This window comes from Paraburkholderia kururiensis (genome assembly GCF_034424375.1).
Lineage (GTDB): Bacteria > Pseudomonadota > Gammaproteobacteria > Burkholderiales > Burkholderiaceae > Paraburkholderia > Paraburkholderia kururiensis_A.
In genome coordinates this window covers 6,124,618-6,137,944 of record NZ_CP139965.1, presented here as the reverse complement: position 1 = coordinate 6,137,944, position 13,327 = coordinate 6,124,618, and the positions used below count along the sequence as shown (strand labels likewise).

General features: G+C 65.9%; 10 protein-coding genes and 1 pseudogene. 8 read left to right on the top strand and 3 right to left on the bottom strand.

All coding sequences use genetic code 11. The annotated features are described in order from the left end of the window. Positions 1–4: 4 nt before the first annotated feature. The 4 genes from U0042_RS27490 to U0042_RS27475 all read left to right on the top strand — a co-directional run bounded on the left by U0042_RS27490 (position 5) and on the right by U0042_RS27475 (position 4,514). Positions 5–892, top strand: a complete 888-nt coding sequence (locus U0042_RS27490) for an electron transfer flavoprotein subunit beta/FixA family protein (protein ID WP_114812760.1) — start codon at positions 5–7, stop codon at positions 890–892. Positions 893–979: 87 nt separating this feature from the next. After that, positions 980–2,221, top strand: a complete 1,242-nt coding sequence (locus U0042_RS27485; RefSeq protein WP_114812526.1) for an aromatic ring-hydroxylating oxygenase subunit alpha — start codon at positions 980–982, stop codon at positions 2,219–2,221. A gap of 75 nt (positions 2,222–2,296) precedes the next feature. Continuing rightward, positions 2,297–3,454: an FAD-binding oxidoreductase gene (locus U0042_RS27480; RefSeq protein WP_114812524.1), complete on the top strand. Its 1,158-nt coding sequence runs from the start codon at positions 2,297–2,299 to the stop codon at positions 3,452–3,454. Between the two features lie 178 nt (positions 3,455–3,632). Continuing rightward, on the top strand, positions 3,633–4,514 hold the full coding sequence (locus U0042_RS27475) for a glycine betaine ABC transporter substrate-binding protein (RefSeq protein WP_114812522.1): 882 nt from the start codon (positions 3,633–3,635) through the stop codon (positions 4,512–4,514). Positions 4,515–4,606: 92 nt separating this feature from the next. On the opposite strand, the pseudogene U0042_RS27470 reads toward U0042_RS27475, so the two are convergent. Then, positions 4,607–5,498, bottom strand: a pseudogene (locus tag U0042_RS27470) (formyltetrahydrofolate deformylase). 195 nt (positions 5,499–5,693) lie between these two features. Next, entirely contained in the window at positions 5,694–6,596 is a 903-nt protein-coding gene (locus U0042_RS27465; RefSeq protein ID WP_114812520.1) for a choline sulfate utilization transcriptional regulator, read from the bottom strand. A gap of 161 nt (positions 6,597–6,757) precedes the next feature. On the opposite strand from U0042_RS27465, the gene betC reads away from it, so the two are divergent. The 3 genes from betC (at position 6,758) to U0042_RS27450 (ending at position 10,777) form a co-directional block, all read left to right on the top strand. Next, positions 6,758–8,320, top strand: coding sequence for a choline-sulfatase (gene betC / locus U0042_RS27460; RefSeq protein ID WP_114812518.1), 1,563 nt, complete (start codon positions 6,758–6,760; stop codon positions 8,318–8,320). A 53-nt stretch (positions 8,321–8,373) separates the two neighbouring features. Next, positions 8,374–9,336 carry a choline ABC transporter substrate-binding protein gene (locus U0042_RS27455; protein WP_114812516.1) on the top strand — a complete coding sequence of 321 codons (963 nt, stop codon included), beginning with the start codon at positions 8,374–8,376 and terminating at the stop codon, positions 9,334–9,336. A gap of 301 nt (positions 9,337–9,637) precedes the next feature. Beyond that, positions 9,638–10,777 carry a porin gene (locus U0042_RS27450; protein ID WP_114812514.1) on the top strand — a complete coding sequence of 380 codons (1,140 nt, stop codon included), beginning with the start codon at positions 9,638–9,640 and terminating at the stop codon, positions 10,775–10,777. A 184-nt stretch (positions 10,778–10,961) separates the two neighbouring features. On the opposite strand, the gene U0042_RS27445 is transcribed toward U0042_RS27450, so the two are convergent. Then, positions 10,962–11,969 (bottom strand): GlxA family transcriptional regulator, encoded by a 1,008-nt coding sequence (locus tag U0042_RS27445; RefSeq protein WP_114812512.1) that lies wholly within the window; start codon positions 11,967–11,969, stop codon positions 10,962–10,964. Between the two features lie 380 nt (positions 11,970–12,349). Between U0042_RS27445 and U0042_RS27440 the strand changes: the two genes are divergently transcribed. Then, positions 12,350–13,318 (top strand): choline ABC transporter substrate-binding protein, encoded by a 969-nt coding sequence (locus U0042_RS27440; RefSeq protein WP_198665357.1) that lies wholly within the window; start codon positions 12,350–12,352, stop codon positions 13,316–13,318. Positions 13,319–13,327: the final 9 nt, after the last annotated feature.

The following is a 13,327-nucleotide window of genomic DNA, read 5'->3' as shown; positions in this document are numbered from 1 at the left end:
CAACATGGAAGCGCGCGACGGCACGCGCGTGAAGCGCATCGCGGTGCTCGTTTCGGTGGGGCGGCATCCCGTGAGCGGGGTGGCGCGCTACAGCCGCAACGATGCGGCGGCGCTCGAAATCGGCCGCACGCTCGCGGGACGCTGGGGCGCACAGCTCGACGTGCTGCACGCGGGCGACGCCCGGAACCCCGCGCTGGAAGGGTATCTGGCGCTCGGCGCCGAGCGCGTGGAAGTGCTTGCGTGCGGCAATGCCGACGAAGACAACGAGGGCGCCGCGGTGGCCGCGCTGGCCGCCCGCGTGCAGGGCTACGACCTCGTGCTGACGGGCACGTGCGCTGAAGGCGCCTTCGACAGCGGCCTGCTGCCGTACCAGCTTGCGGACCGCCTGGGTTATCCGCTCGTGAACGCGGCCGTGGACGTCGCGCCCGAGCCTGGCATGTCGGGCGCGGCGGGCACGGCGGCGGTGCGCGTGCGCCAGTTTTTGCCGAAGGGCCTGCGCCGCGCGGTGGCGGTGACGCTGCCTGCCGTGGTGGCCGTGCATCCGCTCGCGGCCGTCGCGCCGCGCTACGCCTATGCGCGGCTGCGTGCCGGAGCCATCATGGCTGGGCGGCCCGAGGCGGCTGCCCAGCCTGGCTCGCAGCGCGGCTCGCAACAAGCGCTTTCGGGGCGCGAACAGCGCACCATGACCGACGAGCAACCCTGGACCATCGGCCCCATCGAGCGCAAGCCCGTGCGGCTTGCCGCCGCCGAAAAACGCTCGGGCCATGCCCGCATGCTCTCGGCCACCACGACCGAAAGCCGCGGCGGCAGCGTCGTAATTGAAGGGAGTTCGGTCGAAAAAGCACAAGTGATCCTCCGCTATTTGCGGGAGCATCAACTCATCGATTACTAGCTCGCGGGCAAACGGTTCACGACCCCGCCCCCGGCCAGGATCCCCGAAACAGGCTCAAGCCGCCCATTACGCTTTCCGGAGCACAAGATGAAAGTATCGGCAGACGTGCGCGCGCTGATCGAACGGCGCAAAAAGGGTTACAGCCTCGAAGCACCGTTTTATCTGAGCGACGAGATTTTCGCACTCGACATGGAAGCCATCTTCCGCCGGCACTGGATCCAGGTCGGCGTGGAGCCGGACGTTCCCGAACCGGGCGACTACGTCACGGTGGAACTGGGCCACGACTCGATCCTGATCGTGCGCGACGACGACATGCAGGTGCGCGCGTTCCACAACGTGTGCCGCCATCGCGGCGCACGGCTGTGCAACGAGGACAAGGGGTCGGTGGGCAACATCGTCTGCCCGTATCACAGCTGGACCTACAACCTCACGGGCGACCTGATGTTCGCCGAACACATGGGCGAGCAGTTCGACCGCTGCAAGCACAGCCTGAAGCCCGTGCACGTGCAGAGCCTGGCCGGCCTGATCTTCGTGTGCCTTGCGGACGAACCGCCCGTCGACTTCGAGCTGATGCGCGCCGCCATGGAGCCGTACATGCTCCCGCACGATCTGCCGAACTGCAAGATCGCGGCGCAGATCGACATCATCGAAAAGGGCAACTGGAAGCTCACGATGGAGAACAACCGCGAGTGCTATCACTGCGTGGCGAACCATCCCGAGCTCACCATCTCGCTCTATGAATACGGCTTCGGCTACCAGCCGTCGCCCGCCAACGCCGAAGGCATGGCCGCGTTCGAGCGCACCTGCGTGGAGCGCGCGGCGCAGTGGGAGTCGATGAACCTGCCTTCGGTGGAGATCGACCGCCTCACGGACGTCACGGGCTTTCGCACGCAGCGCCTGCCGCTCGACCGCAGCGGCGAGTCGCAGACGCTCGACGCCAAGGTGGCCTCGAAGAAGCTGCTGGGCGAGTTCCGGCAAGCGGACCTGGGCGGCCTCTCGTTCTGGACGCAGCCGAATTCGTGGCACCACTTCATGAGCGACCACATCGTGACGTTCTCGGTCATTCCGCTGTCGGCCGGCGAAACGCTGGTACGCACGAAGTGGCTCGTGCACAAGGACGCGAAAGAGGGCGTGGATTACGACGTGAAGAACCTCACGGCCGTCTGGAATGCGACCAACGACCAGGACCGCGCGCTCGTGGAATATTCGCAGCGCGGCGCGTCGAGCAGCGCGTACGAGCCCGGTCCGTATTCGCCGTTCACGGAAGGCCTCGTCGAGAAGTTTTGCGAGTGGTACATCGGCCGCCTCGAAGCGCAGATCGAAAAGTGAGCGTGGGTGAGCGGGGCGCGTGACGTGGACTCATGAAGCACGCAACCCCGCGCCTCATGGCAACAGGAGCAGACAATGATGCGGGATGCGGCCACCTTTGAGCCCGTGGAAAGCCGTGTGACGAAGCCGGAATTCTGGCGCGCGTTGCCCGCGCGCTGGACCAGCGAAGACGAGGAAGCGCTGGTGTGCTGCCACGTCCGGCAGGAAACGCACGACGTGAAGAGCTTTTTCTTCCGCTCGCCGCAGGGCCGCGCGTTCGTGTTCGAGCCGGGGCAGTTCATCACGCTCGAACTCGAGATAGACGGCGAGACCATCAACCGCTGCTACACGATCTCGTCGGCGCCTACGCGGCCTCATACCATTTCGATCACCGTGAAGCGCGTGCCGGGCGGCAAGGTATCGAACTGGCTGCACGACAACCTGCAGGCCGGCATGAGCGTGCGCGTGCTGGGCCCGGCCGGCGAATTCACGTGTGCGCGTCACCCGGCGCGCAAGTTTCTCTTCCTCTCCGCGGGGTCGGGCATCACGCCGCTCATGTCGATGAGCCGCGCGCATCACGAGCTGGGCGACGACCAGGACATCGTCTTCGTGCACAGCGCCCGCACGCCCGACGACATCATCTTCGCGCGCGAACTCGATCTCATTGCGTCGAACCAGGCGAACTTCCGCACGTCGTTCGTTTGCGAGCGGCTGGGCGCGCGCACGAACTGGCCCGGCGTCACGGGCTTTCTCACGTTGCCGCTGTTGAAGCTGATTGCGCCGGACTTCATGGAGCGCGAGGTGTTTACCTGCGGCCCCGCGCCCTACATGAAGGCCGTGCGCGATCTGCTGGACGAAGCCGGCTTCGATCGCCGCCACTACCACGAAGAGAGCTTCTCGTTTGAGACACTGGTGAGCGAGAGCGCGGCAAGCGACGCGGCGAGCGCCGAGACGGCGACAGAAGAGCAGTCGCAAGCCGGCAACGGTGTCGCGCGCTTTACCGTGAGCTTCGCGCGCAGTCATCGCGAGATCACGTGCGGTGCCGATCAACCGGTGCTCACGGCCGCACGCGAAGCCGGCGTGAGACTGCCCGCTTCGTGCACGCAAGGCATGTGCGGCACCTGCAAGGTGAAGCTCGTCTCGGGCCAGGTGGAGATGAAGCACAACGGCGGCATACGCCAGCGCGAAATCGATCAGGGCATGGTGCTGTTGTGTTGCAGCAAGCCGCTTTCGGATCTCGTCGTCGACAAGTAGCGAAAAGCGTGCGCAAACACGCGTGGCGACGAGCGTCGCTACACACGTCACTCCGTACGTCGCGACGCGCGTCGCAATTCGACAACCGCGTGTCGCAATGTCTTTAGCGGGTCGATTTCTGGCTGGTGATTCTGAAGACTCGGGGCCGCGCGGACGTGCGGCGAACAGGAGATCGACGATGAAACCCTTGAAGAGAAAGATGCTGTGCGGCGCGCTGGGCGCCGCGCTCGTGGTGGCGATGAGTGCGTCGTTCAGCACGGGTGCCGTGGCCGACACGAAGCCGACCATCAAGATCGGCTATGTGGAAGGCTGGGACGACAGCGTGGCCACCTCGAACGTGGCCAAACGCGTGATCGAGAAACGCCTCGGCTACCAGGTCGAACTGGTGCCCGTCGCGGCGGGCATGATGTGGCAGGGCGTGGCGCGCGGCGACCTGGACGCCACGCTGTCGGCGTGGCTGCCCGTCACGCAGGGCGCGTACTGGGACAAGTTCAAGACCCAGGTGAAAGACCTCGGCGTGAATTTCCCTGACGCGAAGATCGGGCTGATCGTGCCGGCCAGCGCGCCCGCGAACAGCCTCGCCGACCTCGAAGCACAGAAGGCGGCCTTCGGCGGCCGCATCGTCGGTATCGACGCCGGCGCCGGCGTGATGAAGAAGACCGCTGACGCCATCAAGGCCTACAACCTCGACTATCAACTGATGCCGAGTTCCGGCGCGGCCATGACGGCCGAACTCGCGCGCGAGATCCAGGCCAACAAGCCCGTGATCGTGACGGGCTGGGCACCGCACTGGATGTTCGCGAAGTGGAAGCTCAAGTTCCTCGACGATCCGAAGAAGGTATTCGGCGAGGCCGAGCACGTGGACAACGTGATCAACCCGGCGCTTGAAACGAAGGCGCCGCCGGTGGTCTCGTTCCTCAAGAAATTCCAGTGGAAGCCGGGCGAAATCGACAGCGTGATGCTCGCGACGCAGAACGGCACCAAGCCGGATGCTGCCGCCGATGCCTGGATCGCCGCGCACACCGATCGCGTGGACAGCTGGGTGTCGGGCGCGAAGTAATGCGCCTGTCGTACCGAAAGCAGTAATGCCTTACGCGCGGACCTTCACGGTCCGCGCGCCCTTTGTGCCCTGGCGGTTACGCCGCTACGCCGTCAAAGCACCACCGTCCTTTCCCCATTGATGAACACGCGCCGCTCCACGAACGCCTTCACGGCGCGTGCGAGCGTGATGCACTCCACGTCGCGTCCCACCGCGAGCAGTTGCTCGGGCCGGTAGGCGTGATCGACGCGCTCCACGACCTGTTCGATGATCGGGCCTTCGTCCAGATCGTCGGTCACGAAGTGCGCCGTGGCGCCGATCAGCTTCACGCCGCGCGCGTGCGCCTGGTGATAGGGCCGTGCGCCCTTGAAGCCCGGCAGGAACGAGTGATGGATGTTGATGGCGCGGCCCGCGAGGCTGCGGCTCGTGGCGTCCGAAAGTATCTGCATGTAGCGCGCGAGGATCATCAGCTCGGCGCCGGTGCGTTCGAACAGATCGAGCAGCTGCGCTTCCTGCGTGGCGCGCGTGTCCGCCGTGACAGGCAGATGCCAGAACGGCAGGCCGTGCTGTGCTGCAAGCGGTTCGAGATCGGGATGGTTCGAGCCGATGCCCACGATGTCCACCGCCAGCTCGCCCATGCGCCAGCGGAACAGCAGGTCCGCGAGGCAATGCTCGAGCTTCGATACCATGATGAGCACCTTGGGCCGCACCGTCATGTCGTGGATGGCCCAGCGCATCTGGAAAGCCGCGGCCACGGGGGGCGAATTCGCGCCGGAGTGTGTCGATCTGCAAGGGCGCATCGGGCGCGCCGTTCATGTCGCTGCCCGTGCCATGAAAGACACAGCGCACGAAAAAGCGTGCGCTGATGTCGTCGTCGAACACTGTGAGTTCGTCGATGTAGCAGCGGTGCCGGTCGAGGCACCCCACCACGGCGGCCACCTGGCCGGCGGCGCTGGGGCAGTCGAGCGTCAGGGCGTATTGATGCGAGCGGGCGGTGGCGGTCATGCGGGTTTCTCCGGTTGGCGTGAAGTACCCGCGCGGCGGCCTCGCATGCCTCAGCACGCGCGGCAAACCATCACACAGGTAGCCGAAGTAAACCAGCGCGACGTGTTCCGCGAATAGAACCGATGCGCCGTGCTGCTGGTATCCACACGCCAGCGTGTCGCGATGCGGGCGACGGGCGCTCTTTCATGGGCCGCGCTATGCGCACTCGGACAGCAACCAGCGCCGGAACAACGGCGTGGCCGCTGCTTCGGGCCGCGCGGGCGGGCACACGAGGAAGTAGCCGCTCGCGGTCGTCACGGGCTCGTCCGCAAGCCGCACGAGTTGTCCCGTCGCCACGAGTTCATCCACCAGCGGTCGCCAGCCGAGCGCAATGCCCTGATTCATCAACGCCGCGTGAATGACGAGCGCGTAGCTGTTGAACATCATGCCGTGCCGCTCGTCGGGCGCCACGATCTGCTGCGCCGCAAACCAGCCGCGCCACGAGAGCCAGCGCTCGGGCTGCGTCGGTTGCACGTGCAGCAGCGGCAGATGCGTGAGGCCCGCGGGCGTGGCCGCCTCGGGATGCGCCGCGAGAAACGTCGGGGAGCACACGGGCGTCACTTCTTCCTGGAAGAGCCGCGTCGACGTGCACGGCGCCCAGTCGCCATTGCCGAACGCAATGGCGACGTCGGCGTGATCGCGGTGCGGATCGTAGCCGTGCTGCGAGGTGACGATCTTCACGCTCAAGCCCGGCAGGCTTTCCTTGAGACGCATGAGGCGCGGCATGAGCCAGTAGGTGGCGAAGCCGAAGTCGGTGAGCAGCGTGAGCGCTTCGTCGGAGCGGCGCGCGCGGATATCGGCGGCTGCTACGCGAATGGATTCGAGGCTCACGCGCACCGCCTCGTAGAGCCGTTCGCCGTCGGGCGTGAGCGTGACGCCGCGCGGCGTGCGCTCGAAGAGCGGTGCGCCCAGATCGTTTTCGAGCTGCACGATGCGCTGGCTCACCGCGGGCTGCGTGGCGCCCAGTTCGCGCGCCGCGGCCGAAAAGCTCGCGAGGCGCGCGGCCGACTCGAATACGGCGAGCGCCTGCATGGGCGGCAAGCGGTCCTGCTCCGTCATAACGACCCCTTATGTCCTTATAAGCGTGCGCCGCCTACCCACGGCGATATTGAGCGGCAATAGTGCAGAGGTGCCCGCATTGCGCTGCGCCCTCCGCTGGATTGGCGTAATGGATGCGATGGCGCAGCACTCCAACCCTCAACGACCCGGTTCCATTGAACATGAGCTCTGGCAGGAAGCCTAACATTCTCGTTCTGATGGCGGACCAGATGACGCCGTTCGCGCTGCGTGCCTACGGTCATCGTTTGTCCATCACGCCGCGCATCGACGCGCTCGCGCGCGAAGGCGTGGTGTTCGACGCCGCCTATTGCGCGAGCCCGCTCTGTGCGCCCGCGCGTTTTTCGATGCTCGCGGGCAAGCTGCCCTCGCAGATCGGCGCCTACGATAACGCCGCAGAATTCCCCGCGCAAACGCTGACCTTCGCGCACTATCTGCGCGCGGAAGGCTACCGCACGATACTCGCGGGCAAGATGCATTTCTGCGGCGCGGATCAGTTGCACGGCTTCGAGGAACGCCTCACCACCGACATCTATCCCGCCGACTTCGGCTGGGTGCCGGACTGGACGCAGCCCGAGGTGCGGCCCAGCTGGTATCACAACATGAGCTCCGTGCTGGACGCGGGGCCGTGCGTACGCACCAACCAGCTCGACTTCGACGACGAAGTCACGTTCACGTCGCGCCAGAAGCTCTTCGACATCGTGCGCGAGCGGGCCGCGGGTCGAGACGATCGCCCGTTCTGCCTCGTGGCGTCGCTCACGCATCCGCACGATCCGTACGCGATTTCGCAGCCGTATTGGGACCTTTATCGCGACGAGGACATCGATCTGCCGCGCACGTCGCTGACCTTCGACGAGAGCGACCCGCATTCGCAGCGCCTGCGCCACGTGAGCGAAACCGACCGCACGCCGCCCACGCAGGAGCAGGTGCGCCGCGCACGTCACGCCTACTACGGTGCGCTCTCGTATGTGGATGCGCAGTTCGGCGCGATACTCGACGCGCTTCAGCAAACGGGCCTCGCCGACGACACCATCGTCGTGCTCACGTCCGACCACGGCGACATGCTGGGCGAGCGCGGCCTCTGGTACAAGATGACATTTTTCGAAGGCGGCGTGCGCGTGCCGCTGATCGTGCATGCGCCGCAGCGTTTTGCGCCGCATCGTGTGGCGGCACCGGTTTCGCACCTCGATCTGTTGCCCACGCTCGTCGAACTCGCCACAGGCGAGCCGCGCAAGGAATGGCCCGATGCCATCGACGGTACGAGCCTCGTGCCTCAACTGCATGGTCAGCTTGGAGAACGCAGTGAGGGACTTGCGATTGGCGAGTACCTGGCCGAAGGCGCCATCGCGCCGATGGTGATGGTGCGACGCGGCGACTACAAGTTCATCCATTCGCCCGTGGATCCGGACCAGCTCTACGACCTTGCGCGCGATCCGCAGGAGTTGCACAACCTTGCACAGGAGGCGTCTTTCGCTCCGCTCATGGCGTCGTTGCGTGCGGAGCTGGCCGAGCGCTGGAACCTGACGGCGCTGCACGAAGACGTGCTCGCGAGCCAGCGGCGGCGGCGCTTTCACTTCGAGGCCACCACGCGGGGGCGCATCCAGTCGTGGGACTGGCAGCCGTTCACGGACGCGAGCCAGCGCTACATGCGCAACCACATCGAACTCGATACGCTCGAAGCGCTGGCGCGTTTTCCGCGCGTGCCGGCAGGCTCATCGACACGTTAGTGCAATCGTTCGTAGCTTCTCGTTCCATACCAACATCCAAGATGGAGGCCTCAATGAAACACCGCTGGATTGCAGTGCTGCTGTGCGCGCTTGCCACCGCCATGCCGTTCGCCGTCGCCACGTCGTCTGCACGCGCGGCCGAACCGGCCGCCTGCACGACGGTGCGCATGGCCGACCCGGGCTGGACCGACATCGACGCCACCAACGCCGTGACGGGCGTGCTTCTGAAGGCGCTCGGCTACCAGCAGAACGTGGCCAACATTTCGGTGCCCATCACGTACCAGGGCCTGAAAAAAGGGCAGATCGACGTGTTCCTCGGCAACTGGATGCCGGCTCAAGGGCCGCTCGTGAAGCCGTTCGTGGACGAACACGCCATCGACGTGCTGCATGCCAACCTCACGAACGCGAAGTTCACGCTCGCGGTGCCCGACTATGTGGCGGATGCGGGCGTCCACACGTTCGCGGACCTCGCCAAGCACGCGGACCAGTTCGACAAGCACATCTACGGCATCGAGCCCGGCGCGCCCGCCAACCAGAACATCAAGAAGATGATTGCCGACAAGGCCTTCGGGCTCGGCAACTGGTCGCTCGTGGAGTCGAGCGAGACGGGCATGCTCACGCAGGTGGAGCGTGCCGTGCGCGACCACAAATGGATCGTGTTCCTCGCGTGGGAGCCGCATTTGATGAACACGAAGTTCCACCTCACGTACCTCGCCGGCGGCGACGCGTATTTCGGACCCAACTACGGCGGCGCCACGGTCAATACGGTGACGCGTGCAGGCTTTGCCGGCGAGTGCTCGAACCTCGCGCGTCTCTTCACGCAGCTCACGTTCAACGTGGATCTCGAAAACCACATCATCGCCAACGTCCTGCAGGACAAGGTGGACGTGAACACGGCGGCGCGGCGCGCGCTGCAGAGCAATCCGGGGTTGCTGCAAGCGTGGCTCAAGGGTGTCACCACGGTCAACGGCGCGGACGGCCTGCAAGCCGTGAATGCCTCGCTCGGACTGCATTAGGTATCCGACGTATCGCACGCCTTATTGCATCGCTTGGCGCGATGGGCCCGGCACCGTCGCGGGCTCATTCTCGTTTTCCCCTGGTGTCGCAATCAGACCAATCGATGTCGCCTTCGGTCGCGTTGCGCGAAATATGGGCTTGTACTGTGCCTTCATCGTCGCCCGCGTCATGCAATGGGGATACGCGGCGGCGACAGCGCTTTGACGCGGCATGAACCGGCGGGGCAGAGAAGAGGCCCGCGTATCGGCGGCCGCGTAGCCGAAGCCTTCCATCCGTCCAGACCGACAAGAGAAGCCAACGATGAAAAGACTGAACGCCACACTTTCAGGGGTCGCGCTTGCGCTCGCAGGCATGCCGGCCGTGAGCCACGCGCAGAGCAGCGTGACGCTGTACGGCATCCTCGACGCAGGCATTACGTGGGTGAACAACACGGGCGGCTCGCACGTCGTGAAGTTCGACGACGGCATTTCCTACGGCAACCGCTGGGGCCTGAAGGGCACCGAGGACCTGGGCGGCGGTCTCTCCGCGGTCTTCGTGCTCGAAAACGGCTTTCACCTCGGCAACGGGCAGCTCGGTTTCGGCGGCACGGAATTCGGACGCCAGGCGTATGTGGGCCTCAAGAACAGCTGGGGCACGCTCTCGTTCGGTAATCAGCTCGACATGACGGAGGAGATGGTCTACCTCTACAACGTGTCGGCGTGGGGCTCGGGCTACGCGATTCACCAGGGCGACTTCGACCGCTTCAACGGCGACCGTCTGCCGAATTCGGTGAAGTTCCTCTCGAACGAATTCGCGGGCTTCATGTTCGGCGGCATGTACTCGTTCGGCAACGTGGCGGGCAATTTCCATCAGGACAGCGCATGGAGCGTCGGCGCGCATTATGCGAACGGTCCGTTCACGCTGGGCGCCGCCTACACGCAGCTCAACAATCCGCACGGCATCTACGCGTTCGACCCGTACGCGATGATCGGCACGAGCACCTTCCTCGGCCGGCCCACTATCAGTGTGGACGCGGCGACGGGCGCGATCACGGACCTCTATTCGAGCAACTCGTTCCCCGTGGATCGCCAGGGCACGTTCGGCATCGGCTCGAGCTATGCCATCGGCGACGTCACGCTGATGGGCAACTTCACGTACACGCAGATCAAGGCGTTCGGCAACACCTCGCACATGCAGGTCGCCGAAGGCGGCGCGAGCTGGCAGGTCACGCCCGCGTTCAGCGCGATCGGCGGCTATCAGTACACGCACTTCGATGGGCACCACTGGAACCAGCTGTCGGCGGGGCTTCACTATCTGCTTTCGAAGCGCACCGACGTGTACATCTCCGGCGACTGGCTCAAGGCATCGAGCGGCGTGAACGCCGTGATCGGCTACAGCTTCACGCCTTCCACCACCACGACGCAGGCGGACGTGCGCATCGGCATGCGGCATTCGTTCTGAGCGTGCCTCGCGTCTCGAGCGCGGTTCGCGTTTGAGCGAACCGGGGAGGTCCGCGACGTCGTGCAGCGTCATGCATGGCGCGCGGACCGCACCGTGATTGACGACTCGCGTTGCAACGCGCACACGCGATCCGGATGGTCTTCCACGACGGGGGCTCACCCCGTCGGCGCGTGCTTCGCGTCCATCACGCCGCGCCTACCGCTTCCTCTTCTTCTTTCGCGCTGCGTCGTGCGCCGCCATGCGGACGGCGGTCGCGCCGCGGGCTCGTGCCGAATCGCGCGCGGTAGGTGCGCGAAAAGTGCGACGGCGATTCGAAGCCGCAGGCGACGCACACGGACGTGATCGACATGTCGGTCTGTTGCAGCAGCTCGCGCGCGCGGTCGAGCCGCAACTGAAGGTAGAAGTGCGTGGGCGTGTCCTGCAGCGCCGAACAGAAGAGCCGCTCCAGTTGCCGGCGCGTCACGCCCACTTCGCTTGCGAGGTCGTCGGGCGTGAGCGGGTCTTCCATGTGCTGTTCCATCGCGCCGATCACCTGAATCAGCTTGCGGTTGTGCACGCCGTAGCGCGCCGCGATTTCGAGCCGCTGATGGTCCGAGCGCTGGCGAATGCGCGAAAGCACGAACTGCTCCGACACCTGCGCCGCGAGGTCCGCGCCATGACGGCGGCCGATCAGGTCCAGCATCATGTCGATGGACGCCGTGCCGCCCGCGCAGGTAATGCGCCGCTCGCCGATCTCGAAGAGTTCCTGGCTCGCGTCGAGCGCCGGGTAGCGCTCGCGGAACGCCGACAGCGCTTCCCAATGCACCGTGAGGCGGTCGGTCTTGCGAAAGAGGCCGGCTTCGGCTAGCACGAAGCCGCCGGTATCGATGCCGCCTAGCGTCGCGCCCGCGCGGTCGAGGCGCGCGAGCCAGTCGCCGAGCGCGCGCGTGTAGCAGGCGAGCGGCTCGAAGCCGGCCACGACGAAGAGCGTGCCCACGGCGCCGATGTTGCGTATCTCGGCGTCGGCGCACGCGGCTTCCGCATTCAGCGTGATGCCGTTGCTCGCCGCCACGGGCGCACCGTCCACGCTCAGAATGTGCCAGCGGTACAGCTCGCCGCGAAAGCGGTTGGCGACGCGCAGCGGCTCCACGGCGGACATGAAGCCGATGGCGGAGAAGCCGGGCAGCAGCAGGAACGAGATGTCTTCAGGCATCGCTTGATCGGACGAAACGGACGGCGGCGCCGCCGGCTTGCGGCGAGCGTAGCAAGCCGCATGGGCACCGACAAGACGCCAATATTCCGGCGGCCGGGTGCGGGCGCGGGCGCTGCGCACGATGCCCGGCGTTCGCGTCGGCGTGCACCGTGGCGACGCTGCCGCTGCCGGTGCCGGGGTCTCGCGGCGCCAGCATCCGCCGAGCCCGCCTCTGCTGGTTTTCCCTCATGGTCGCAGCGGGGCAAGAACGGGTCGCAGCCGGTCGCTTTGGGGTCAATATGGACTTGTACTTTTACGTCACGCGATCTGCGTCACGCAATCAGGACGTACCCACCGTTTCATCGTCGACTCATAAACCGGATACACCAAAGGGGACCGCCATGAAGTCAAGCCTCCACGCCCTCGCAGCGACCGCGGCCCGCGCAGCCGCCGTCGTGGCTCTCGCCGCCACGGTCGCACAGCCCGCGCTGGCGCAGGATCCGCCCAGTTGCCGCGCCGTGCGTTTCGCGGACATCGGCTGGACCGACATCACCTCCACCACGGCGCTCGCTTCGGCCGTGTTCGAGGGGCTCGGGTATCAGCCCACCACGACCGTGGCCTCAGTGCCCATTTCGTTCGCGGGCCTGAAGAGCAAGCAGCTCGACGTCTCGCTCGGCTACTGGTGGCCCGTGCAGGAAAAGGCGCTCGCGCCGTTCGTGGCGGCGAAGTCGATCCAGGTGCTGGAACCGCCCAACCTCTCGGGCGCGAAGGCGACGCTCGCGGTGCCGAGCTACGAGTACGAGGCGGGCCTCAAGACCTTCGCGGACATCGCGAAGCATCGCGAGGAGCTGGACGGCAAGATCTACGGCATCGAGCCCGGCAGCAGCGCGAACGCGAAGATCCAGAAGATGATCGACACCAACCAGTTCGGGCTGGCGGGCTTCAAGCTCGTGGAGTCGAGCGAGGCCGGCATGCTCGTCACCGTGCAGCGCGCCATTCGCGACCACAAGTGGGTGGTGTTCCTCGGCTGGGAACCGCATCCCATGAACATCGAAATGAGCATGAACTATCTGGCGGGCGGCGACGACGTGTTCGGCCCGAACTACGGCGAGGCGCGCGTCTACACGCTCACGTCGCCGGACTACGTCACGCGCTGCCCGAACGCGGGCAAGCTCGTCTCGAACCTGCGCTTCACGACGCAGCTGGAAAACCAGGTGATGCAGGCCGTGATGGCGAAAGAAAAGCCGGCTGATGCCGCGAAGGCGTATTTGCGCAAGAACCCGCAGGTGCTCGACGCCTGGCTTGCCGGCGTGAAGACCTACGACGGCAAGGACGGCCTGCCCGCGGTGAAGGCCTGGCTCGGGCTCTGAGCGGCGGCG